The 23,187-nt window shown below is 49.4% G+C and carries 23 protein-coding genes; 15 read left to right on the top strand and 8 right to left on the bottom strand.

Translation table 11 applies throughout. The annotated features are described in order from the left end of the window. Positions 1-26 precede the first annotated feature (26 nt). The 4 genes from pgmB (at position 27) to ACEN86_RS02365 (ending at position 4,856) form a co-directional block, all read left to right on the top strand. The gene (pgmB, locus tag ACEN86_RS02380) at positions 27-677 is read left to right on the top strand and encodes a beta-phosphoglucomutase (protein WP_495632784.1); all 651 of its coding nucleotides are present in this window, start codon (positions 27-29) and stop codon (positions 675-677) included. 87 nt (positions 678-764) lie between these two features. Beyond that, positions 765-3,083, top strand: coding sequence for a glycoside hydrolase family 65 protein (locus ACEN86_RS02375; protein WP_495632783.1), 2,319 nt, complete (start codon positions 765-767; stop codon positions 3,081-3,083). Between the two features lie 289 nt (positions 3,084-3,372). Beyond that, the gene (locus tag ACEN86_RS02370) at positions 3,373-3,570 is read left to right on the top strand and encodes a hypothetical protein (protein WP_495632782.1); all 198 of its coding nucleotides are present in this window, start codon (positions 3,373-3,375) and stop codon (positions 3,568-3,570) included. A gap of 92 nt (positions 3,571-3,662) precedes the next feature. Beyond that, the gene (locus ACEN86_RS02365) at positions 3,663-4,856 is read left to right on the top strand and encodes a low temperature requirement protein A (RefSeq protein ID WP_495634193.1); all 1,194 of its coding nucleotides are present in this window, start codon (positions 3,663-3,665) and stop codon (positions 4,854-4,856) included. A gap of 332 nt (positions 4,857-5,188) precedes the next feature. Here ACEN86_RS02365 and ACEN86_RS02360 read toward each other — a convergent pair whose 3' ends face one another. After that, positions 5,189-6,163, bottom strand: a complete 975-nt coding sequence (locus ACEN86_RS02360) for a copper amine oxidase N-terminal domain-containing protein (RefSeq protein WP_495632781.1) — start codon at positions 6,161-6,163, stop codon at positions 5,189-5,191. Positions 6,164-6,187: 24 nt separating this feature from the next. Next, positions 6,188-6,586: an RDD family protein gene (locus ACEN86_RS02355; protein ID WP_495632780.1), complete on the bottom strand. Its 399-nt coding sequence runs from the start codon at positions 6,584-6,586 to the stop codon at positions 6,188-6,190. A gap of 134 nt (positions 6,587-6,720) precedes the next feature. On the opposite strand from ACEN86_RS02355, the gene ACEN86_RS02350 reads away from it, so the two are divergent. From ACEN86_RS02350 to ACEN86_RS02330, 5 genes are all read left to right on the top strand, one after another. Beyond that, complete coding sequence (locus ACEN86_RS02350; RefSeq protein ID WP_495632779.1) at positions 6,721-7,146, top strand: SRPBCC family protein; 426 nt, start codon at positions 6,721-6,723, stop codon at positions 7,144-7,146. A 44-nt stretch (positions 7,147-7,190) separates the two neighbouring features. Beyond that, positions 7,191-7,529 (top strand): VOC family protein, encoded by a 339-nt coding sequence (locus tag ACEN86_RS02345; protein ID WP_495632778.1) that lies wholly within the window; start codon positions 7,191-7,193, stop codon positions 7,527-7,529. Between the two features lie 186 nt (positions 7,530-7,715). Beyond that, a complete protein-coding gene (locus ACEN86_RS02340) occupies positions 7,716-8,279 on the top strand; it encodes a TetR/AcrR family transcriptional regulator (protein ID WP_495632777.1) in 564 nt (187 codons plus the stop codon). 16 nt (positions 8,280-8,295) lie between these two features. Next, entirely contained in the window at positions 8,296-8,652 is a 357-nt protein-coding gene (locus tag ACEN86_RS02335) for a DMT family transporter (RefSeq protein ID WP_495634192.1), read from the top strand. A 33-nt stretch (positions 8,653-8,685) separates the two neighbouring features. Further along, a complete protein-coding gene (locus ACEN86_RS02330) occupies positions 8,686-9,084 on the top strand; it encodes a YvaD family protein (protein ID WP_495632776.1) in 399 nt (132 codons plus the stop codon). A 26-nt stretch (positions 9,085-9,110) separates the two neighbouring features. Here the strand turns inward: ACEN86_RS02330 and ACEN86_RS02325 are convergent, their stop codons facing one another. Continuing rightward, positions 9,111-9,407 (bottom strand): DUF5316 family protein, encoded by a 297-nt coding sequence (locus ACEN86_RS02325; RefSeq protein WP_495632775.1) that lies wholly within the window; start codon positions 9,405-9,407, stop codon positions 9,111-9,113. A 191-nt stretch (positions 9,408-9,598) separates the two neighbouring features. Here ACEN86_RS02325 and ACEN86_RS02320 point away from each other — a divergent pair, with 191 nt between their 5' ends. Further along, a complete protein-coding gene (locus tag ACEN86_RS02320; RefSeq protein WP_495632774.1) occupies positions 9,599-10,690 on the top strand; it encodes a GGDEF domain-containing protein in 1,092 nt (363 codons plus the stop codon). Positions 10,691-10,742: 52 nt separating this feature from the next. Here the strand turns inward: ACEN86_RS02320 and ACEN86_RS02315 are convergent, their stop codons facing one another. Together ACEN86_RS02315 and ACEN86_RS02310 are read right to left on the bottom strand one after the other, a co-directional pair. Beyond that, positions 10,743-12,491: a sensor histidine kinase gene (locus tag ACEN86_RS02315; protein WP_495632773.1), complete on the bottom strand. Its 1,749-nt coding sequence runs from the start codon at positions 12,489-12,491 to the stop codon at positions 10,743-10,745. A 3-nt stretch (positions 12,492-12,494) separates the two neighbouring features. After that, positions 12,495-13,208, bottom strand: a complete 714-nt coding sequence (locus ACEN86_RS02310; protein WP_495632772.1) for a response regulator transcription factor — start codon at positions 13,206-13,208, stop codon at positions 12,495-12,497. A gap of 194 nt (positions 13,209-13,402) precedes the next feature. Here ACEN86_RS02310 and ACEN86_RS02305 point away from each other — a divergent pair, with 194 nt between their 5' ends. Then, complete coding sequence (locus ACEN86_RS02305) at positions 13,403-14,437, top strand: M23 family metallopeptidase (protein ID WP_495632771.1); 1,035 nt, start codon at positions 13,403-13,405, stop codon at positions 14,435-14,437. A gap of 15 nt (positions 14,438-14,452) precedes the next feature. Further along, positions 14,453-15,223 (top strand): alpha/beta fold hydrolase, encoded by a 771-nt coding sequence (locus ACEN86_RS02300; protein ID WP_495632770.1) that lies wholly within the window; start codon positions 14,453-14,455, stop codon positions 15,221-15,223. Positions 15,224-15,228: 5 nt separating this feature from the next. Here the strand turns inward: ACEN86_RS02300 and ACEN86_RS02295 are convergent, their stop codons facing one another. After that, the gene (locus tag ACEN86_RS02295; protein WP_495632769.1) at positions 15,229-15,801 is read right to left on the bottom strand and encodes a GNAT family N-acetyltransferase; all 573 of its coding nucleotides are present in this window, start codon (positions 15,799-15,801) and stop codon (positions 15,229-15,231) included. Between the two features lie 101 nt (positions 15,802-15,902). On the opposite strand from ACEN86_RS02295, the gene ACEN86_RS02290 reads away from it, so the two are divergent. The 3 genes from ACEN86_RS02290 (at position 15,903) to ACEN86_RS02280 (ending at position 18,716) form a co-directional block, all read left to right on the top strand. Continuing rightward, complete coding sequence (locus tag ACEN86_RS02290; RefSeq protein ID WP_495632768.1) at positions 15,903-16,265, top strand: hypothetical protein; 363 nt, start codon at positions 15,903-15,905, stop codon at positions 16,263-16,265. 184 nt (positions 16,266-16,449) lie between these two features. Then, positions 16,450-17,328, top strand: coding sequence for a pentapeptide repeat-containing protein (locus tag ACEN86_RS02285; protein ID WP_495632767.1), 879 nt, complete (start codon positions 16,450-16,452; stop codon positions 17,326-17,328). Positions 17,329-17,567: 239 nt separating this feature from the next. Beyond that, a complete protein-coding gene (locus tag ACEN86_RS02280) occupies positions 17,568-18,716 on the top strand; it encodes a winged helix DNA-binding domain-containing protein (RefSeq protein WP_495632766.1) in 1,149 nt (382 codons plus the stop codon). Between the two features lie 162 nt (positions 18,717-18,878). Here ACEN86_RS02280 and ACEN86_RS02275 read toward each other — a convergent pair whose 3' ends face one another. Further along, on the bottom strand, positions 18,879-20,270 hold the full coding sequence (locus tag ACEN86_RS02275) for an L-cystine transporter (protein WP_495632765.1): 1,392 nt from the start codon (positions 20,268-20,270) through the stop codon (positions 18,879-18,881). A gap of 293 nt (positions 20,271-20,563) precedes the next feature. Next, positions 20,564-23,119: a beta-mannosidase gene (locus tag ACEN86_RS02270; protein ID WP_495632764.1), complete on the bottom strand. Its 2,556-nt coding sequence runs from the start codon at positions 23,117-23,119 to the stop codon at positions 20,564-20,566. Positions 23,120-23,187: the final 68 nt, after the last annotated feature.

Below are 23,187 nucleotides of genomic sequence, written 5' to 3'. Positions count from 1 at the left end.
TGCGCTATTTAGAGGAGGAATCATTAATGGCATCTATTCAAGCTTGTTTATTCGACCTCGATGGTGTCCTAGTCGACACTGCTAAGTATCACTACCTGGCTTGGAAACGTCTAGCTGAAGAGCTTGGGTTTGTATTTACGGAACAAGACAATGAGCGTCTTAAAGGCGTATCCCGGACAGCTTCACTTGAGATTCTGCTTGAAATTGGCGGAATCCAGCTGGACGATGCGGCCAAGCAGGAGCTTGCGGAACGCAAGAACAACTGGTATGTGGAATCCATTACAAGCATGGACGAAACCGAGATTCTTCCCGGAGCGCTTGAGTTCCTGAAAGAATGCCGCAGCAATGGTCTGAAGGTAGCTCTCGGCTCAGCCAGTAAGAACGCCATGCTTATTCTGAATAATACGGGCCTGACCCCTTACTTCGATGCTATCATTGATGGTACCAAGACAGCTGCTGCCAAGCCGGATCCGGAAGTATTCGTACTGGGAGCCAAGGAGGTTGGAGTTCCGACCGAGAACTGTGTCGTGTTCGAAGATGCGGAAGCAGGTATTGAAGCCGCGGTGCGTGCAGGAATGCGCAGTGTAGGTATCGGAAGCCCTGATACCCTCAGCCGTGCGAACCTGGTTGTTCCTTCACTTCAGCAAATGTCTGTAAGCCGGTTGGCTGAGCTGTAACAGCCTCCCTGCCTGTGCAGAGTGATTTCCTAGAGAGCTGAGAAGACTAATTAAAACTACTAGTATCTTGTAAAGGAGCCGGTATAAGTGAAACAGTATTTGAAGGTTGACGAATGGTCTATTATCGAGGAAAGCTTCGATCCTATCAATCATGAAATTTCAGAAAGTATTTTCAGCATCGGGAACGGATTTATGGGGCAGCGTGCCAACTTTGAAGAGCAGTACAGCGGTCCATCTCTTCAAGGCAGCTACATGGCTGGCGTGTACTATCCAGACAAAACCCGTGTAGGCTGGTGGAAGAACGGATATCCGGAGTATTTTGCTAAGGTCCTGAACTCCACGAACTGGATCGGGATTGATGTGTATGTGGGAGGTACGGTTCTCGACCTCGCAAAATGCAAGGTAACTGAGTTCCGCCGCGAGCTCAACATGAAGGAAGGCGTTCTGATCCGCAGTGCTGTGGCCGAAATGGAAGATGGCAAGCAGATCAAGATCGAATCCACCCGCTTCGTGAGCATTGCCCGTCATGAGATCGGTGCGATCCGTTATGCGGTTACTCCTCTGAACTTCTCGGCTCCTATTCGCCTCACTGTCTACCTGGACGGCGATGTGAAGAACAAGGACTCCAACTATGAAGAGAAATTCTGGAATGAAGTAAGCAAGGAAGTGTCTGCCGGTTCCGCCAATCTGACGCTTAAGACGAAGAAGCTGGATTTCCACGTGACTTCCGTTATGACTTACGATGTATTCAAGAATGGGGAGAAGCTTGACCTGACCCCTTCCACAGTGGAGAAAGAAAAATACGTCGGCAATGATGTTACCATTCAAGCTGAACAGAATGAAGAAATCGTTGTCTATAAATATGTGGCTAATGTGACCTCCCGTAACCACGGCCTGGGTCAATTGGTTGAAGTCGGTTCCAAATTGCTTGAGGAAGCAAGAACCGCTGGATTTGACGTACTCCTGTCCGAGCAGGTTGCAGGCTGGGCTGACAAATGGAAAGAAAGTGACATTATCATCGAGGGTGATGTGTCTGCACAGCAGGCGATCCGCTTTAACATTTTCCAATTGAATCAGACTTACAGCGGCGAAGACGATCGCCTTAACATCGGACCGAAGGGCTTCACCGGCGAGAAATACGGCGGCAGCACTTACTGGGATACCGAAGCTTACTGCGTACCGTTCTACCTGAGCACAGCAGATTCTTCTATCGCACGTAACCTGCTTATCTATCGTTATAAGCACCTGGAGAAGGCTAAGGAGAATGCCCGCAAGCTCGGCTTCACCAAAGGCGCCCTCTATCCAATGGTAACTATGAACGGTGAAGAGTGTCACAACGAGTGGGAGATCACTTTTGAAGAGATCCACCGTAACGGCGCGATTGCTTATGCGATCTATAACTACGTTAATTATACAGGTGATAAATCGTATCTCGGTCAGTACGGCCTTGAGGTTCTGGCTGAAATCTCCCGTTTCTGGGAACAGCGCGTGAACTATGCACCACGCAAAGACCAATACGTGATGCTCGGCGTAACCGGACCGAACGAATATGAGAACAACGTGAACAACAACTGGTATACGAACCGTATCGCTGCATGGACGATGGAATATACGCTGGAGGTTCTGGATTACCTGAAAGCGAACGAGCCATCCCGTTACAACGAGCTGGTTGAGACTCTGAAGCTTCAACCGGAAGAGACGGATAAATGGAAAGATATTATCGCTAAAATGTACTACCCTGCGGACGAAGAGCTTGGAATCTTCCTGCAGCAAGACGGCTTCTTGGACAAAGAGATTATCCAAGTTAAAGACCTGAAGCCAGAGAACCTGCCGATCAACCAGAACTGGTCTTGGGACCGTATCCTTCGCTCCTGCTTCATCAAGCAAGGTGACGTCATTCAAGGTCTGTACTTCCTGAGCCACAAATATGACCTGGAGACCAAGAAACGGAACTTCGACTTCTACGAGCCGTTGACCGTTCATGAGTCCTCCCTGTCTCCGTGCCTGCACTCCATTCTTGCTTGCGAGCTTGGATACCAGGAGAAGGCTTACGAAATGTACCTGCGTACAGCAAGACTGGATCTCGATAACTACAACAATGACACCGAAGACGGCTGCCACACTACAAGTATGGCGGGAACCTGGATGTCTGTCGTTCACGGCTTCGGCGGCCTTCGTGTAGAGAATGATGAGCTTGTATTGAAACCGTTCATCCCAGGTCACTGGAAATCCTTCTCGTTCAAAGTGATGTTCCGCGGATCCCGTCTGAAAGTCAGCGTGTCTGACAAGGATATCACGGTATCCAACGAGACTGAGACGCCTGCAGCGATTCGTATCTTCGATCGTGACTACACCGTTAGCCCGCTTGGTATGATCCAAGTTGAGAACGCAGTAGTGAATGCTTAATTAGTAAAGAAAGGGTGGCGAACGCTTCGTTTCTTCAGAATCGTTACCGTCCTCTCCGCTTTCTCAGCGGAGCCTTTAAACCAAATAGCATGTCTACCCATGCACAATGTTGTGGATAGTATTGAAGCGCCCGGGGGCCAATTGGCTCCCCGGGCGCTTCTTCGTCGTTCAAGGCTAGCACGTTAGAGAGCTGGGGCTTTCTAACTATGAAATTTCTGGAAGAAACAGCCGAAATAAACGGTATACCTATTTTACATACATAGAGAAGAATTAGACTGGAGGGAAATTCATGTTCGCCGATGATTTGCAATTGGCTGCAGAGAAGCAACAAATGGTGAGTGTCAAAATCCAGGATGGACGAATTCTGATTGGACTGCCACAGATGTCCCAGCAGGAGAATCGTGTCAGGATTTTCGATGAAAGAGGAGCCATAACCATCCCCTTTGAAGACATTGTTCATGTGATGAGACTCATCAACTTCTCTTGACTACCGAAGCCTATACTGAAGACCACGAGCCGTGCAGCGGCCCGTGGTCTTCTTGGCATACAGGATCAATAACTAAGAGCCCAGCCTAAGGCATCTGTTGTATACTGGAAAAAAGAAGAAAGCAGGATAGGAGGCTGAAGCTTATTAATCCGAAGAAGGTAACCTGGCTGGAGCTTTTTTATGATCTGATCTATGTCGTCGCGGTTTCTATCACCGCCCATGTGCTCGCCGAGTCTCATGGCGGTCACATTTCAGGGGAGGCAATCATGAAGTATCCCCTCATCTTCATCCCCTTGTGGTGGGCCTGGACGGGCTTTACTTTGTATGTGAATCGATTGGGTCAAGATAACCTCGCTCAGCGGGTAGTGTACTTCATCCAGATGCTGTTCGTCATCATCATGGCCGCAGGCATCAATATCGACTTTGAGTCCCATTACCTCTTGTTCATGCTGGGTTACGTTGGCATTCGTATGTCCACCGTCTTCATGTATGTGCGGACCTGGATAAGAAATGATGCTGCCAAGCGCAGGGTTGCCCGTTATTTAGCCTTAAGCTTTCTTACTGGAACGCTTATCAGCTTTAGCTCAGTTCTGTTCCCAGGGCTTATGAAATTCTATGTCCTGTATCTTGGCATATTCCTTGAGATCGTCTTTCCCCTGGCCGGTCGGCACATCCTTCGGCAAATGCCGGTTCATCATCATCACCTGGTGGAGCGTTACGGCCTCGCCACTATTATTTTACTGGGCGAAACCATCCTTGTCATTGTGGATACAATCCGGCATCATCCCATTACACTGCAGTCGGGATTCGAGCTTCTGCTAGGGTTCATCATTACCGTGTCCATCTGGTGGCATTACTTCGAGTCTTCGGAACAAGTGGAACAGACCGGTGATGGAGCTGGTCATAGGGTAATCTACGGGCACTTATTCACCTTCATGTCACTGGGGATTATCTCTAATGTAATCCGGTATGCGATGAGCCATGAGCTGGCCCTCGGTCCCTTTGCCTGGCTTGCCCTATCGGGACTCGCCATGTACATCCTGTCTATGACCGTTATCTTTAGCCCTCTCCAACACAAAAAGAGCTTACAGATCTTTAGCCGGCTTGGCTATAATCTGGCTGCTCTAGTCCTATGCGGGATTATTCTGCTGCTGCTTCCCTCTATCTTGACGGTGTACATCGCTCTGACGCTCTTCTTCATCGCCCATACCTTGATAGCTATGAGGCGGCTTGGTAAGAGAATTCAGCGTGACGCGAATTCTAACGGCTCTACTTTACTCTCATGAATTTCTGCAACAAGAAAATAATTGCAATAATCATACAATTGAGATTAACTGGATCACAAGAGTATTTGTATCAATGCTCATACTATCCGCTCTCTCTAGCGAAAAAAACTGAGTATAATTAAGCCTATTAATAACACGGGGACTATACAGCCGAAGAAGTATCCGAAATACCGGACCCACTTCGGCATTTCTTTTAAATTCACTCTCTTCGGCGGGCCACCGCCTTCAATGTACTGGAGGTTCGCCATAGGTTCTCGGTTAAAGACTGCTACATCATTGTGCATGGGCTGCTCTTCTGTTTCATGGAGCTTCATCTTCTACAACTCCTATCGTTAATCCTTCGGTATTTCAATAACTTCCTTCCGTTTCTCATCAGGAAGTATTAACGAGAACGTTCCAGTAGAATCTGTCACGCTTCCGCCGAATTTCCTTTCGTAGCCAGTTTGGGTATATTCTCCATCAATATTAAAACGGCCGTATTCCTCATAGGAAGCATCTCCATAATACCAGTAGCTGTAATACAGAAAAGGCTTCTTAATTGTTGGTGTCGGTCCTGTCCGGTCCTTAAGCTTGTCCTCTAAAAGCTGCTGCACCGGATCCTGACCAATCTTCTGAACATGAGCCTGCCAGGTCGCTACGAGAAAGTCATCTTTATATTCAAACAAGGTTATCGTTTCGCCGCCATCGACCATGAAGAAGCGCAGGGCCTCCCCCTCGGGAAATAGGAAAGTAGTGCTGTAATCCTCGTGATAATGCGAGGTTGTTAAAGGCCGATGCTCGTAATGAGCTCCGCTATATGCTGTATCCATTGCAATAGATCTGCTCGTTGATAGATCGCCCTTATAGAGCTCGGCTCGCCCGCTTGGCGTCAGCGGCGATTGAATGGAGACGGTGTTATCACTCCAAGATACCCTGTAGCCATACTGCTCTGATACGAACCGCAAAGGGACATAGACTCGATTATTAACCGTGTAGACTGGAACATCTAAGGGAATGGTGTAGGCCACATTCACGCCCTCCTCAATCCAGGCTGTCTTCTTGCCTACCGTCAAGGATAGGGTCTCCGACCACTTGCTAACGGTTGCCGTGTGATTATGTGGATTCCATGATACTGAAGCCCCCAGCGATTCAGAGACAGCCCGAAGCGGGACCATTACCCTCCCTTGCACTAGAATAGGATGACTATCCGATTTCAGCGGTTTGTCCTTCACTGTGATGCCTATATCTTTGGCAGCAGACGCAGAATAGTTGAAAGATACGACGCCTAAGATGACAAATGCGCATAGCAGCTTTTTCACAAAGCTCATCCTTCCCTAAAAAACTACATTTGTTTAATCCCGTATCACTTCTGTGTCGGCAATAAAATCGTGAAGCGACCGTTTATCCTCCCGGGCCCCGACCATAGTCGCACTGACAATAACGGCAATGCCGAACGTGCCGGCATACACCAGGCCAGCCACCACATTGCGTAGCAGCATCGTCACCAAACCTGGTCGATCACCATTATCGAACCTTACGATACGGATACCGCATATCTTTTTGCCGATCGTATAACCGTTCCAAAATATCGGGGTTAGAAAATTGTACAGAAATATCAATGTATCTATGACATAGTTAGTGTCCCATTTACCGGTGATCAGCAGCGTGATGATGTTGAGCGGTAAGCCGATGATCAGTCCATCAAGTAAAGTGGCGCCGAGTCGAATCCAGAAACCAGCCGGTTCATTCATTTACTACCACGCTCCTCACTATAATTATAACATTTATGGAATATAAAGGTTAATAAATATATTTAGTATTATACGTTCTCAGGATGGTATAATTACCCAGGATTATAATCTAATATGTTGAGGTGGTAATTATTATGGAATCCATTAACAAATCCATCATCACTGTCGAGACCAAAGTTCATTCGCCAATTGAAAAGGTATGGGAGTATTGGACCGAGCCGCAGCATATTACTAAGTGGAGTAACGCTTCCGATGAATGGCATGTGCCGAAAGCCGAGAATGATCTAAGAGTTGGCGGAGCCTTTCTTACAAGAATGGAAGCTAAGGATGGCAGTTTTGGTTTTGATTTTAGCGGGGTTTATGATGAAGTACGAATTAATGAATTTATTGCTTATACCATTGGAGATGGGAGAAAGGTTACGATTACTTTTATTGGTGAAGGAGACGACACCAAGGTGATTGAAGCTTTTGAGGCCGAAGCCACCAATCCCGTCGAAATGCAGCAGGCAGGCTGGCAGGCGATTCTTGATAATTTCAAAAAGTATAGCGAGAGTCACTGAAAGATGTCCGGTTCCGCAAAAATAATTAATATGGGGAAGTGTATATGAGATTAAACCATCTCAATCTAACTGTCAGTGACGTTAAAGCGGCTATGGATTTCTTGGTGAAATATTTCGGGTTGCAAATCGGAAGCACACGCGGCAATGGATTCGCTGTACTATTTGACGATGGAGGCTTGGTGCTTACCTTGATGAAGGGTGCACAGGTCGAATATCCAGGTACCTTCCACATCGGCTTCATTCAAGAAAGCGAGGAGCGGGTGAACGAGATCAACGAGCGATTGAGAAATGATGGGTTTGATGTGAACCCTCCGCAGCGATCTCACGCCTGGACGTTCTATGTGCAAGCACCTGGCGGATTTACGGTCGAGGTTCAGCATTAATAAATAGTCAGATTTAAGTTCATTTAGACAAGACGAATCAGATAAGAACGAATTGCGCCCTTCCATATGGAGGGGTTTTTTGTGCCGAAAAGGACAGATTCATAGAATAATTTACTTTTTGTGGAATTCACTATACAATACTAATGGTACCAATATGTTATCCCCGGTACCAGAGGAGGACGGCCATTGAAAGACAGAATTGTAGATGAGACCATCTCGTTAATTCAGAAGAAAGGCTTTAACTTTACGATTAGTGATCTGACCAAGCAGCTGTCCATCAGTAAACGAACGATATATGACAACTTCTCTTCCAAAGACGACATTGTCGAGGAGGTCATTAACCGGCTGATTGACAAGATCAAGGCCAAGGAACGGCTGATTGCTGAAGATCCTGAGCTTAACGAAGTCCAAAAAATCAGACATATCCTGATCTGTGTGCCTGAGGAATTTGCCATCATGGACTCACACAGGCTGGTGGAGCTGAAGCAGTATCATTTCAAGACATGGACTAAACTGGATACTTTCCTTAAGGATGAATGGGGTGTTGTTCAGGAATTGCTGTCCCGAGGCACCGAGAAAGGGATCATCAAGAACATCCATCCCCTCTTATTCACCGAGTTATACTTGGGAGCCATTAACCAAATTTATGATGCATCTTCTCCTCTAAAGAATCTGTTGACCATGGGGGAAATTCTTGAATCGGTTGTAAATATTCTCCTGGAAGGTATAGCAGTACCAAATCCTGACTGAAGGTGATTGTATGTACTTGCACTGGATCTACCTGCTGCTGGCCATTCTATTTGAGGTGGCCGGGACGATCAGCATGAAGCTGTCCGCTGGCTTCACCAAGTGGCAGCCCAGCCTGCTGATTGTTATATGCTATATCTGCAGCCTTGTTTTTCTAACACTGACTCTAAAAACAATTCAGGTGTCGGTGGCTTATGCAATATGGTCGGGCATGGGAATTGTAATGATTACGCTGATCGGCTTCCTGTGCTTTGCCGAGAATATCAATCTGCCTAAGGCCATTTCCATTATCCTCATACTCATCGGCGTGATTACCTTGAACCTGACGGCCGAACACCCTCATCACGAGCCCTCACTGAAGCAGTCAAATAACTAGGTATCCTTGGTCAAATTTCATGGAGGACAATTCATGCGACTACTAAAGCCATTTTTTCTAATTACGGATATTGGTTTCATTATCTATTGGATCGTGACTTTCCTGCAGGTTATTCCAACCGAATGGGCCTTCAAAGACTACCATAACCCTATGATTATGGCCTGGAACTGGTCTTTCCTGCCGCTGGATATCCTGATTTCTGCAACAGGCCTGTTCAGCTTATATCTGTATCGCACACAGCGTGCCGCCTGGAGAAGCGCTGCATTGATCTCTCTCGTGTTAACTTTTTGCTCGGGTCTACAGGCTATTGCTTTCTGGCTGTTCAGTAACGATTTTGATATAACCTGGTGGTTATTCAACTTGTACCTCATGATCTATCCGCTGTTCTTCATCAAAGCTTGTCTCCCCCAACCCGAACCGCTCAGAGCATAACAAGTGGTACCGTGAAAGGTCCATGATTACCACAACGCCACAACGACATCGGCTGCAAGAAGGGGCAAGCTAAATAAGAACAGAATACCTGCAGCGGTTCTTCTGTTCTTCCGGTCCTGTCTGGATTCATGAGCCTGATGCTGTCTTACTCTCTCCCCCGTCAAGAAATTCCCCGAGATGAAAGCCCCAATGATCAGGGCAGCCGAGCCTGCCCATCCCGCAGTCTGTAGGAAGAATGCTTCGTTTCCCTTGACCCAGGATATAATTCCGAGGATCACCGCCACCGTTATCCCTCCTGCTAAGCCATACCACTCACGTCTCATTCTATTCCCCTCTCATTCAAGCCATTTTTTGGTATATTATAGCATTAAATTCTCCTTCTGTTATCTTAGTTTGCTAAGTGTATGCGCTCTAATAGTATGATAAACTCTTAATAGAGCAGCCTTACGATAAGTTAGTTAGAATAATCACCTAGAACTTCCACGGAAGAACCACCCGAAAGCAGGCTGATGAGATGAATTTGAATGATCTCCATTTGAATGTAAAAAATTTATACAAGGATATTCTCCGAAGCTGCTGGCTGATTATTGGCATTTACACTGCCGGGACTCTACTGGAGCTATTATTCACGATTCACGATCATCTCGACTTCTTCTTGCAAGCAACCTGTATTCCAGTCCTTGAAATGACGACCCTGAATCTGATTATGGGGGTTGTCTTCCGCAGAGTAACCCGCTGGATTGAATACTTGCTTATTGCCGGGGTGAATCTGTTCATTAGCATCATTATTATTTCACTATATGAACTGCCTATTGTATTCTATATTCTTATTATTCCGATTCTTCTCTCGCTGTATTTCTACAGCAAGCGTCTAATTATATTCGCGCTGATTCAGGCTATCCTTACGGTTATTCTGATCTACACGTTCTCCACAACCATCAGGTATTCGCTGGACCAGTCAGAACTCATTATGCTGTTCTCGATGTTCACGGCCACAGCCTTAATTATTAACAGCCTTCGGAAGCATGCTTTCGCTCTGACTCAAGAGCTGGTGAAGGTAACCCAGGAGAAGCAGGACCTGCAGACCCGAAATACCCTTATGGAAAGACTGAACCGGGTTGACTCGGCGACGGGTCTATATAACCACCGTTCTTTTCACGAGCATCTGGTTAATGTTATGGGCGTGTCGGAGGCTTATTCGCTGCATGTTCATCTCGCCATACTGGATATCGATAATTTCAAGAAGGTGAATGATACCTTCGGCCACGCCGTAGGTGACTCTGTCATTAGCTATGTGGCCACACAATTGAATGAATTTCTGGACCAGAATGATTTTGCCTCAAGATACGGAGGCGAGGAATTTGCTATTCTGAGTGTCGAGAAGAACACAGCCCAGTTCGTAGAGCAGCTGGAAGTCATTCGCTTGGCTATTTCACAGAAGCATTTTGACACGATGAACGGATTATCTGTCACGATTAGTATTGGAGTTCAGCAGCTCATGCCGGGGATGACCAAGGAGGAGTTCTTTCACCAGGCGGACATGGCCCTGTACGAAGCGAAGAAGTCTGGAAAGAACCGCACAGTTGTAGCAGGTTCTCATACCTAAATAAAAGCGGTCAACCTTAGGTTGGCCGCTTTCTGTTATGAATGCAGGGAATTCACCTATCCCAGATCAGACTTACCACCGTACCTTGTCCCGGTGTCGAACGGACCTCAATCCGCCCTCCCATAGCTTGAACCAGTTCCTTCGTCACCGCCATACCGAGGCCGCTGCCTTCTGTCTCACTATCCGTACTCACTCCCCGGTAGTAACGCTCGAACAAACGCCCTACGGTCTGCGGGTCCATGCCCTGTCCGTTGTCCGTAATATCCATGCGAACTCCCTCTCGCTGGCTTCCCGTGAGCTCAATGTGTACGGTTGTACCTGGAGGATTATGATTAAGCGAGTTCGCTACGATATTCTCGATAATACGCTCTAACCACGGCGGGTGTATGTCCATGACAATCGGATCAGCAGGTACGGTGCAGCGAACCCGGCTGTGGTCATAAGCCGGATGCTCGGCTGCTCGGGAGACGGAGTCCATTAACAGAGCCCCAATATCCTGCTGCTCGAACACAACGGGAATATCTCCATTTCTAAGCCGATAGGTGAGCCCGAGGTCGTTGATCAGCTTGTCCATGTAATTCGTCTTCTCCAGAATTATGGCTGCAAATTGGCGCATTTCTTCCTCAGACCACCTGTACTTCTCGGCGGCCAGCATATGAGCATAGCCCTGAACAGAGGCCAGCGGCGTCTTCAGATCGTGGGTAACCCCTGCGATCCACTCTTCCCTGTGCAGCTGCGTCTGCTCGGCTGCATCCTGGCCGGTCCGTAGTGCTGATGTGAGATTACCGATGGATTCGATCACTTCACCAAAAATCCGATAGCCGCTGGACCGGAGCCGCTTACCTCTCCTCCCGCCTCCACTCTCTCTCATTGGAGCAGAGTCCGTATAATCACCGCCCCCCAATCTCTCGATCGATCCGAGAATATGAAGAATCGGTGTTCCGAACCGCCTTGCATACCATGCGGACAGAAAGAAGAAGACAAGCAGAGAAGAACATAGAAATGCGGCAATCCCGATGATCATCACCTGCACTTCCGGTTGAATATTCAGCACCGGGAAGGCCCCTTGTTCTGCGTTCTCCACCGGGTACTGGATCACCCAGGTAAGGCCCGTCCTCTCATCATAGCGTGAATCCATGACCGTACCGTACATGGCTTGATTGGTTGATCTCACAGCCAGTTCCTGCAAGGTGTATGATTCCGGGGAGTCCGAACTTTTATTCCAGGCCGCTATCTGCTCACCTTCGCGGTTCAGCACTTGAACTGAGGCCTGTCTCTTGGCTAGCAGAGAGAGGGTATTTGGGGAGAAGGTCAGCTTATGATGATTCAGTTCTCCATCATCGATAAGACGCACAAGCAGATCTTCTGTGGGCGACCTTGCGCCGTACAGCAAGGTGTACTGATGTCCTTCTTTTTCTTGAATCCATAATCCCAGCTTATAAGGATACGGTTCGCCCCCGATCCAGTAGTCTATCAGCTGACCGGGAACATAGCGGGCAGGCAGATCGTCAGGAGCATTAAAGGACTGTATCACATTTCCCTTGGCATCCAGACTCTGCAGCCATCCCCCATCTTCACGCAGCCTCTGCAATAGAACGGGATCCGCAATGAGCCCCTTCGAATCGATCCTCGAATCCTCAATCAACTTCGATATCCCCAGGGGCGCGAAGTTCCGGTTGAATTCAATGTCTCTGAACCGGGCTAACATCCAGATTACGATGAGGATTGCCAGTATTACCAGCAGGGAGCCAGCTACAGCAAGCTGGACAGCGAACCGAATGGTCAATTGTCTGCGGATCATGTGCTAAGTGGCTCCTTTTGGCAGAATCAGCTTATATCCCATACCCCTGATATTCACCAGGTATTCAGGCCTTGACGGATCTCTCTCAATCCTTTCGCGAATGCGGTGAATATGGACTACAACGGTGTTGTCATCATTATACATATCCTCTCCCCATACGCGCCGGTACAGCTCGCTTTTGCTGAATAGCCGATTGGGATTCTTGCAAAGAAACACTAAGAGCTGGAATACCAGGGCAGGACATGGTGAGATTTGTCCCTCCACCGTTAGCGTGCCTTCCGATTCATCTACCTGAAAACGGCCAAAATCATGAATGCTGGGCGGTGAACTCATCTGCGGCTTCGCCTGTAAGTACCTCCGCAGCTGTGCCCGGATTCGGGCCACGACTTCCAGCGGGTTGAAAGGCTTGGTTATGTAATCGTCTCCGCCTACGGCGAACCCGGATAATTTATCGAAATCGGAGGTTCTGGCCGTCAGGAACAAGATGGGCGCATCCGTTGTCCGGCGAATAAAGGGGCAGATTTCAAGCCCGCTCAGGCCCGGCATCATGACATCAAGCAGGATCATCTCATACCGCTGCTGATCGCAGGCGGCGAGCGCGGCTTCTCCATCAAATACGAGATCGATATAGGAGAAGCCTTCCTTGCGAAGCACGGTGGCCATCATTTCCGCAATGGACCGCTCATCGTCCACGATCAAAATCTTGGCATCATTCATTCTTCATCACCCTATCCCATAGATGCCTCCATTGTATCACGACCCGCTTACTTCCTGGTCACGGGAATCTTAACGGAACCTTAATTATCGAGCCTATTCAGGACATTCGTTAAGGAACAATTTATGTCCCGTTCCATCTGATGTAAATCTGGTGCGCTATACTTAGCCCATCCTAGTACCCGAGGAGGATCAATATGATTAGGAACGATAAGGCAAAGAGGCTCGTATTATACCCAAGACTCCTTGCTGCTCCTCTGTTAACCGCTATTCTAGCTCTGGGAGGCTGCAGTACAGTGACCGTAGGAGATAAGGAGGCACAGACGGTGAACCAGCACAATGAGACAGGTAAGAACAGTACGGAGAGAATCGGCGGAAAAGAAATTGCGGATCAATTGCTTGCCGGGGAATACGAGCGTCTATACGCCCAGTTCAGCGACTCCTTAAAATCCGTCGTTACGCTCAAGGATTTCCGTTCCATGGGCCAGACTTTCACCCGGGGTATTCCCTCTTTCAAGCTGTTATCGAGCTTGCGGCTAAATGGCTACGAATCTCTCGTCTGGAACGAGCCCCAGGGCAGCAAGGGCCTGACGGCAGCTATTGATGATAAAGGCTCAATAGCCGGGATTGAGATTCTGGATCACCCCTCGTATCCCGCGACCGATCATGCCTATTCCAAGACGAAATTCAGTTACCCCTTTCAGGGCGAATGGCTGGTATTCTGGGGAGGGAATAATCGGTTTCTCAACTATCACTACGAGTATGAACAGGTCCGCTATGCTTATGACTTCTTGAAAATAAAGAATGGCTTCTCCTACGAGGGTGACCCGAAGCTTAACCAGAGCTATTTCGCCTTCGGTCAGCCTGTTCCGGCTCCGTCCGGCGGGGTTGTTGTTGAGGCTGTGGATGGCATCCCGGATAATGAACCGGTAGGGACCATGAATGAAGATCAGCCAGCAGGCAATGTGGTGACCCTTCGGCATAACAATGGGGAGTACAGCACCATGGCTCATTTCAAGAAGGGCTCGATTCGTGTGAAGAAAGGCGATACGGTAGTTGCCGGTCAAATTCTCGGCCAATGCGGCAACTCGGGAAATTCTTCGGAGCCGCATATTCATTTTCAAGTAGCGACACAAATAAATAACGTTATGACCACGATACCGATCTCCTTCAAGGATGGCAGAAAGCCGATTCGCGGCGACATGGCAGAGGGGAACGAACCTAAATCATGATGATGAGGTGTACTAATGAAATCCATATCCAAAAACAAGATCCACACTTCCCACGGGACCCTGGAATATGCCCTCTCTGGCGAAGGGGCACCCGCGGTCATTCTCATTAATGGAGGAAGCGGACCTATCGAAGGCTGGATGAAAGTCTATCATGACCTTGCGGGTCAGACCCGCGTAGTGGCCTATAACCGGTTCGGGGTCGGCGGCAGCGACAAGCCGTCTGCTCCCCAGGACGGGCAGACCATCGTCACTTCACTCAGACAGCTGCTCCAAGAGATTGGGGTGCAACCTCCCTACATTCTGGTAGGACATTCCCTGGGGGGACTGTATGCCAATCTGTTCGCCCGGCAGCATCCGGAGGACATGGCCGGGGTTGTGCTGCTCGATTCCAGCCACGAGCTGGATTTGGCCATTAACCAGACCCAGAGCCCATTCATTAAAGGCCTGAATAAGCTGCTCGGAATTTTCGACTCCCTCTCGGCTCACCGAAAGTGGAATGAGGTGAATTATGTGGAGGAGACCGCGCGGCAGATCGCGGAGGCGGGTTCTTTTCCCGAGGTTCCATTGTTCGTAGTCTCCGGAGGGAAGAAGCCGCCGATGATGCCGGAGAGTGCCTTTGCAATCCGCCAAAAAAACCAGCTGGATCTGGTAAGCTTAAGCCCGCAAGGACAGCACATTATCGCTGCTAACAGCGGACATTTCCCCCAGTTCTCGGAGCCCGAGCTTGTCAAAAAGACGATCTTGGAGTGTATCCATGCTGCTAGGAACTCTTCGAAATCCAAGTAGATAGCTTAGTACTCATATCCTTTGGCCTTGGCCCAAATCATGATATCCGCAGGCGCTCCAGATTCATCCAGGTCGGCATTTCGCAGGATACCTTCTTGTGTGAAGCCCGCCCGCTCGGCCACCCGGCGGCTCGCCTGATTGCGGGGGCTGCATCTGATCTCCAGCCGGCTCGCCTCTAGGCGGTTTATCGCGAATTCCGCTATACCCTGTACGGCTTCCAGCGCCAGACCCTGCCCAGTACGCGAGGTTCTGAGCCAATAACCAATCTCAAATTTGCGAATCTCCCAATCGAATTGATGAAGTCCGCTGCTTCCAATAAACTGCTTCGTATGCTTATCAAACAGATGAAGAACCAAATCAGTCCGTTCCAGAAAATTAAGCCTCGCCCTGCGTACATATACCTCAGACTCCTCGGGAGCAGGAAGATTCCTGGCGAAAGGCAGCCACGGCCTCAGCTCATTTACACTCTCGTGAATGGCCTCATTGATTAAAGCTCCCTCCCCAAACCGGGGAGCACGTATAATCATGCGTTCGGTCTCGAACTCTTCCGGAAAAGAAATTAATATAGGATTGCCCATCTGATCATCCTCCTAATTTTATAATAGAATCCACAACACCCAAGCTTCCTTTCATTTCTAGCATATATTGTAGAAGCTTCAAAATGAAAGGAGGTGTATTTATGGGTACAACAATTCAACGAGTGCTGCCCAGGTTAGCCCTATTTAGTGAAGAAAATTTCCGCGGAAGAAGAATCGTTTTTAGAGGTAACATTGCTATTCGTAATATTGAGAGAATCTTTGACGAACCGGAAAGTTTAAGATTTCGCTCCAATGGCCGAGGCGCTACCCTGGTCTTATTCTCACGTAATAATTTCAGAGGCAGATTTCGGGTCATTCGGGTAAGCAGAAATATTGCTGATTTAGAGAGAGCAGTAGGCTTTGAGGTTAATTCCATTATCATGTCAAGCACCCGGTTAACGATAGAAGAAATCAGACTAATTCGGCGCACCGGACGTCTACCAGGAAAATTCCGCATTTTTTAATGCTGCAAGCTAAGAGAATCGCCCTTATATAAGGGCGTACATATCCTAATAATAATGAGCATTCCACCGTATGTATATTACATTTATATTCAAACTTACTCTATGATCTTCCCAAATCTTACCTTAAAATTAGTATATTCAAAGGTTAGATCACGACGAATTTCCAAAGGAGATTAAATACCTAATGTTAGATAGAGATAACCATTCTAATTCAGATTCCTCACCCAATCTAGGCGGCTTGCAAGCAGACTGCGAGAACTGCTTCGGCCTTTGCTGCGCTGCGCTTCCATTCGCGGCGTCTGTAGACTTTGCGATGGACAAGGATGCCGGGCAGCCCTGTCAGCATCTGCGGCAGGATTTCCGGTGCGGTATTCATGATAAGCTCAGACCGTCAGGCTTTAGGGGCTGTACGGTGTATGACTGCTTCGGTGCGGGACAACAGGTATCACAGGTTACCTATGAGGGACGTGACTGGCGCACACACCCGGAGTCTGCCAAGCAAATGTACGAGGTCTTCCCCGTCATGTGGCAGCTTCATGAGCTGCTCTGGTATCTGAATGAATCATTAAGCCTGGAGCCGGCCCGTGAAATCCACCGAGATCTCCAATCCGCTCTCACCGAGACCGGACATTTAACCCAGCTTCCCCCGGAATCTCTTGTACAGCTGGACGTGGCAGCACTCCGGGCCAAGATCAATGTGCTGCTGCTTCGAACAAGTGAGCTGGTACGGGAAGATGCCCAACGCAGGTATAAGAATTTCCAAGGCCGTAAGAAGAAGAGCTTTGGCCGGGGCGCCGACCTGATCGCGGCCAAGCTTAAGGGAGCCGATCTGACCGGAGCGAACCTGCGGGGAGCTTACCTAATCGCCGCCGACCTCAGGGGAGCCGACCTAAGAGGAGCGGATCTGATCGGGGCGGATCTGAGAGACACCGATCTCAGGGGAGCTAACCTGACCGGAAGCCTCTTCCTCACTCAGGCCCAGGTGAACGCAGCCAAAGGTGATGCAGCTACCAAGCTGCCTTCCTCACTCGTTCCTCCGGCACACTGGCTTAGTTCCAACTGATAAATTATTCATTGCCGCATAACCCTGACATAATGTTGTCAGGGTTATGCGATTATTATGAGAAGTATAAGTTGGATTGCGGAGTAATTCTGCGGTTTCTGTGATCAACCCAGACCGTGCACGGGTCAGAATACGAACGCGGTAGCCATAGTTCTGCAATCACTACCCCGGATATGGCAGCAGACGATATTCAGGCATACTTCCGCCAATTCAGATAAATCTTCAAGGAGGTACTGGAAATGAGTTCTGATCATACAACTCCGCCGGACATTACCGGCCAAAAGGCAGCTTCCGTCCTTAGCTCTCGTGCCTTGAACCGAGCTCTGCTGGCAAGACAAATGCTTATTCGCCGTATAGAGCTGCCTCCACTGGATGCCTTAGAACGGCTGGCAGGGCTGCAGGCCCAGTCTCCCAGTGCCCCCTACTACGCCCTATGGGCGCGGCTTGAGGGATTTGATCCAGAAGAATTATCTCTCCTTCTTCAGGAAAAAAGGGCAGTGCGCATGGCCTTAATGCGCTCCACCATTCACCTGGTATCCGCCAGAGACGGGCTGTCCTTCCGGCCTATACTGCAATCCGTTCTGGATCGCAGCCTGCAGGGTGCCTTTGGCAGAGCTCTTGCCGGCTTGGACTTTGGCGAGCTGATCCATAGAGGAAGGAGCCTTGTGGATGAGACTCCATTAACGTCTCAGCAGCTTGGACAGAGCCTGCAAAGCTTCTACCCAGGCCATGACCCCTCTGCCCTTGCGGCTGCCATCCGAAATTCGGTTCCGCTTGTCCAGCTTCCGCCCAGGGGGCTGTGGGGAAAGAGCGGGCAGGCTGTGCATACCTCTGCCGAGAGGTGGCTTGGCCAGCCGCTATCCAGCACTTCGTCCGCCGATCAGATGGTCCTTCGTTATCTCGCTGCCTTCGGCCCGGCTTCGGTTAAAGATATTCAAGTCTGGTCCGGGCTTACTCGGCTAATTGAAGTGGTAGAGTCGCTCCGGCCGCAGCTTACTACATTTCGGAGTGAGAATGGAACGGAGCTGTTCGATCTGCCAGATGCGCCCAGACCAGATTCCAATATTTCTGTCCCACCGAGGTTTCTAGGTGAATTCGACAATATGCTGTTATCCTACAATGATCGTTCCCGGATCATGGACAACAGTATTCAGACCCAGGTATGTACCAAGAACGGCTTGGTCAGATCCACAGTTCTTCTGGATGGATTTGTCTGCGGACTATGGAATATCAAGCTGGAAAAAGGACATGCCTGTCTTCGGATAGAGCCCCTCAAGCCGTTAACAGATCAGGAGAAGGATTCGTTGACTGAAGAAGGGACACGCTTACTTCACTTTGCCGCATCTCATGCCAAATCTCATGCCATCCAGTTTGAGTCCATATCTTGATCAGGTTCTTAATCCCCTCAGGTACATCCGAACTGGAGAGGAGGAGGAGTTACAACAGCGCTGCCTGCATATACAATAAAAACCCCGGACCGCCTCGGCAGTCCGGGATTTTATTTTGGCCATATTCCAACACGAGCTAGCTCAGCTTAGTTCAAGTTCAGCTTAAGCCGTAGCCACGTCAAGGTCGACATCCTTGTTGAATACTTCTTTGTCATTCTCACCAAGGATCGTACCCGTAATCACACCCGCCGTAATCGAATCGTTGACGTTCAGGGCGGTACGGCCCATATCGATCAACGGCTCAACCGAGATCAGCAGACCCGCCAGCGCAACCGGCAAGTTCATGGTGGAGAGCACGATCAGGGAAGCGAAGGTAGCTCCGCCGCCGACCCCGGCCACACCGAATGAACTGATGGTTACTACAAGAATCAGAGTCAGGATGAAATCCCAGCTGAGTGGATCTATTCCGACGGTCGGCGCGATCATAACAGCTAGCATCGCAGGATAGATCCCTGCGCAGCCGTTCTGGCCAATCGTCGCGCCAAAGGTCGCTGCCAGGTTGGCGATACCTGTTGGAACGCCAAGCTTCTTCGTCTGTGTCTCCACATTCAGCGGAATAGTCGCCGCGCTTGAACGTGAAGTGAACGCGAACACGAGCGTTGGCAGCACTTTACGTATATATTTGGCCGGATTGTAGCCGAACAATGCCAGCAGAATCAAGTGGATGATGAACATGACGATCAATGCCACATAGGAAGCACCGACAAATTTGATCAGCTTCACAATCGAATCCGCATTCGTCGTAGCAATCGTCTTGGCCATCAAGGCGAGAATCCCGTAAGGGGTCAGCCTGAGCACCAGTGTGACGATACGCATCACTACCGCGTACACGGCATCCACCATTTTGCGGAAGGTATCGGCCTGTTCCGGCTTCTTCTTATCCAGACCCAATACAGCGATCCCGATAAATGCGGAGAAAATAACGACAGCCAGCGTAGAAGAACGGCGGGCTCCGGTCATATCCGCGAAAGGATTGGTAGGAATAAATTCAAGAATTTGCTGCGGGATGGTCTGATCTTTCACATCACCCAGACGCTCCTCGAGCTTCGCGCCCTGCTGCTGCTCCTTATCCCCGCTTTGAATCTCAATAGCCTTGAGATTGAAGCTAAGGCTGGTTACAATACTCACCGATGCCGCAATCGCTGTAGTAATCAGCAGTACAGCAATGATCGAGGCACTGATTTTGCCCAGGTTCTGCTTACCTTTCAAGTTCATAATAGCCGAAATAATCGACACCATGATCAGCGGTACGACAATCATCTGGAGAAGTCCCACATAACCGTAACCAATCAGGTTGAACCAATCTGTTGACTTAGCAACCACGTCCGAATCCGGCTTCGATACGAGCTGCAAAATAACTCCGAACACGATTCCCAGGCCGAGTCCGGCAAATACACGCTTGGTAAAAGACACATGCTTCTTCTGCAGCCATAGCAAGAAGCCTACAAGAACCAGCATAACCACCACGTTGAGTATTACCCAAAATGTAGTCATAATCCATTTCCCCCTCTAATCGCACTAAGTATGAAAGATTACCCTTCTCTGGTACAGAAAGAATCCGTACAGCACCAGAAAGATGAATGTGCTCGATTATTGTAACATAATGCCGACTAAATTCATAGGTTTAATTTAAGTATGTTTTTATGTATATGCATGAGAAATGAAATCATACACCATAAATCGCTCTTGTTTCAAGGGCTCAGATCCGACAACTAGATCGGCCAAAATAAAAACTCACCCCCCGGAGTGCCCGGGGAATGAGTTGCAGATAAGCTCAACTATGTTCGCTATGCCAGCTGCACGAGTGATTCAGCGCCTACAAAATCCGCCATGGACCGTACTTCCAAGGCAGCAGCCGCAGCCGGTACGAACGAGCCCTCTCCTGACCGGAGCTTGAACTCGACGGTTCTTGGCTGACCTGGAATCAGGTCGAAGAAGTTGTCCGAGAAGATTCCCTCTTCGAATGTGGACAGCCAGACCTGTCTGGCCAAGGTATCCGTCTCCAGCGTGTAGACCGTAATACCGTTCTGACTTTGGGCCTGAGTCACCTTGATGTGAGGCTTAACCAGCTTCAGCTCCTTCTCTGGCGCTAAATAATGCTCTCTTGCCGCAATGACTTCTTCACCCTGCTTCAAAGAGGCCGTGAGGATGACACCAAGCGGATCACGGTCACCAAGCAGCTCAGCTGTAGAGAAGCTGGCAAGTTCAGCAGATTCACCCGCAGCCAGGGACACCTGAAGGAACTTCTCGGCTGCCAGTTCACCGGAGCTTGTGCGGAGCTCAATGATAAGATCGGCCTGAATCGCTGTTCCCAGATCCGAAACGGCGTGGAACTTGACGGTATCCTCAGTGGATTGGACAGTCAGGATAACGGGAGCAAAGCTTCTTTTCACCGCATACTGCAGCGCCTTCCAGCGTCCTTGGTAATCCATCCCCGCCCATGAGGCCACCGGCCAGCAGTCATTCATCTGCCAGTACAGCGTACCCATGCAGTAAGGCTTGCTGCGGCGGTGCGCTTCAATCGCCATGGTAATCGCCTCAGCCTGCAGAACCTGACTCATGTAAAGGAACGACTTGAAATCCTTCGGCTGTGGCAGGTACATATCCATATATTCCTTGATCAGCTGATTCCCGCGTCCGTTCTTCTGGTGGGCCAGCATAATCTCCGACTCCAGCTCCAGTGCTTCTTCCGGTGCATATTCGAGAACCGACTTCAGCTCAGGGAATGATTGGAATCCATATTCGCTCATGAAGCGCCCGACGTTCTTGTTATAGTTCTCAAATGGCTCTACCGAGTGCCATACTCCCCAATAGTGAATGTCTCCATCCCCCGTAGTCTTGTATGCATGCTGATCCTGATCTCCGGTCAGATTACGAAGCGGGGAAGACGGCCAGTACGTGATGCCTGGGGACAGCTCGGATACGACATCAGGCAGCAGCTTGTGGAAGATAGCTTCATAGTCGGCCCACAGCTTCTCCCGAATTTCGTGACTGTAGTCTTTCTTCCAGCCCCAGCCTGCATCCTCAACATAATGCGCCCATGCCGAGTCAATCTCATTATTCCCGCACCATAGGGCAATGGAGGGGTGATTGCGAAGCCGCTTCACATTGTCTTCAGCCTCTGCACGCACGCTGTTCAAGAAGGCTTCATCCCCGGGGTACATACTGCAGGCGAACATGAAGTCCTGCCATACCAATAGGCCATGCTCATCGCACAGTTCATAGAAGACATCCTCTTCATAGATCCCGCCGCCCCATACACGAAGCATATTCATATTCGATTCTACGGCAGTTACAATTTCATGCAGATAACGCTCGCGGGTAACCTCTGTCGTAAAGCTGTCGTTCGGAATGTGATTCGCACCCTTGGCATAGAGCGGTACCCCATTCAGCTGGAAAAGGAAAGACACACCCGCCTCATCCTTCTCACGCACGAGCTTCAGGTCTCTCAGCCCCGTCCGTACAGTTCGCTTCGCAAGCGACTCTTCTTCGAACAGCAGCTCCGCCTGGAAAGTGTACAGATTCGCTTCGCCCAGGCCTTGGCACCACCACAGGTCGGGATTCGCAATCTCGATTTCCATGGACACCGCAGACTGCCCGGCTGTCACCTGCACCGGCTGTTCCCACTGCTCACCGCCAGCTGTAACGCGAAGCGTTCCGGCCCAATTTGCCTCGGCGTTCACTTCAGCCACAGCCGTCAGCTTAGCCGCATTGGCAGTAACTTCGTCCTGACGAATATAAAGGTCCGTAATCTGAAGCTGTGCCCATCCTTCGAGCCGAGCCTCGCGCCAGATTCCACTGGTCACAAAGCGTGGGCCCCAGTCCCAGCCATAATGATAAGGAGCCTTTCGTGCAAAAATACTGACTCGCTTGTTCTCAAGTCCGCCAAGCTCAGACTGGTCATTCGTAGCCGGCAGAGCATAACCAAGCTTCTCAAGCTTTGGAAGATCCTCCTGAATCGGAGAACGAAAACGAATCCGAAGCGTATTGATGCCTGGCTTCAGCTGATCCTTAACATCGATCTTCCAGATCCGGAACATATTATCCGCCGCCAGAATAGGCTGCTCGTTCAGATAGACATCCGCGTAAGTATCAAGACCTTCAAATACCAGATCGATCCGGGAAAGCTGCTGCAGCTCGGGTCCAACCTCGAATTCTGACCGGTACTCCCAGTCCTTCTTGTCGATCCACTGCAGATCATGTTCATTCGTTCCATAGAAAGGATCTGGAATCAATCCGTTACGCAATAAATCTGTATGCACACAGCCGGGCACTACGGCAGAAAGCCACTGCTGCTCGTCACAGGCTTTAAATGTCCAATGGTTAAGTTGCTGCTCTATCATTACTTAGGTCCTCCCCGTCGTTTGGGATAACATTGATCTATTTCATAACAAATGTATCATCTGTTAGG

It is taken from the genome of Paenibacillus sp. Paensp111, from assembly GCF_059492195.1.
This window is presented reverse-complemented; position numbering and strand designations above follow the sequence as displayed.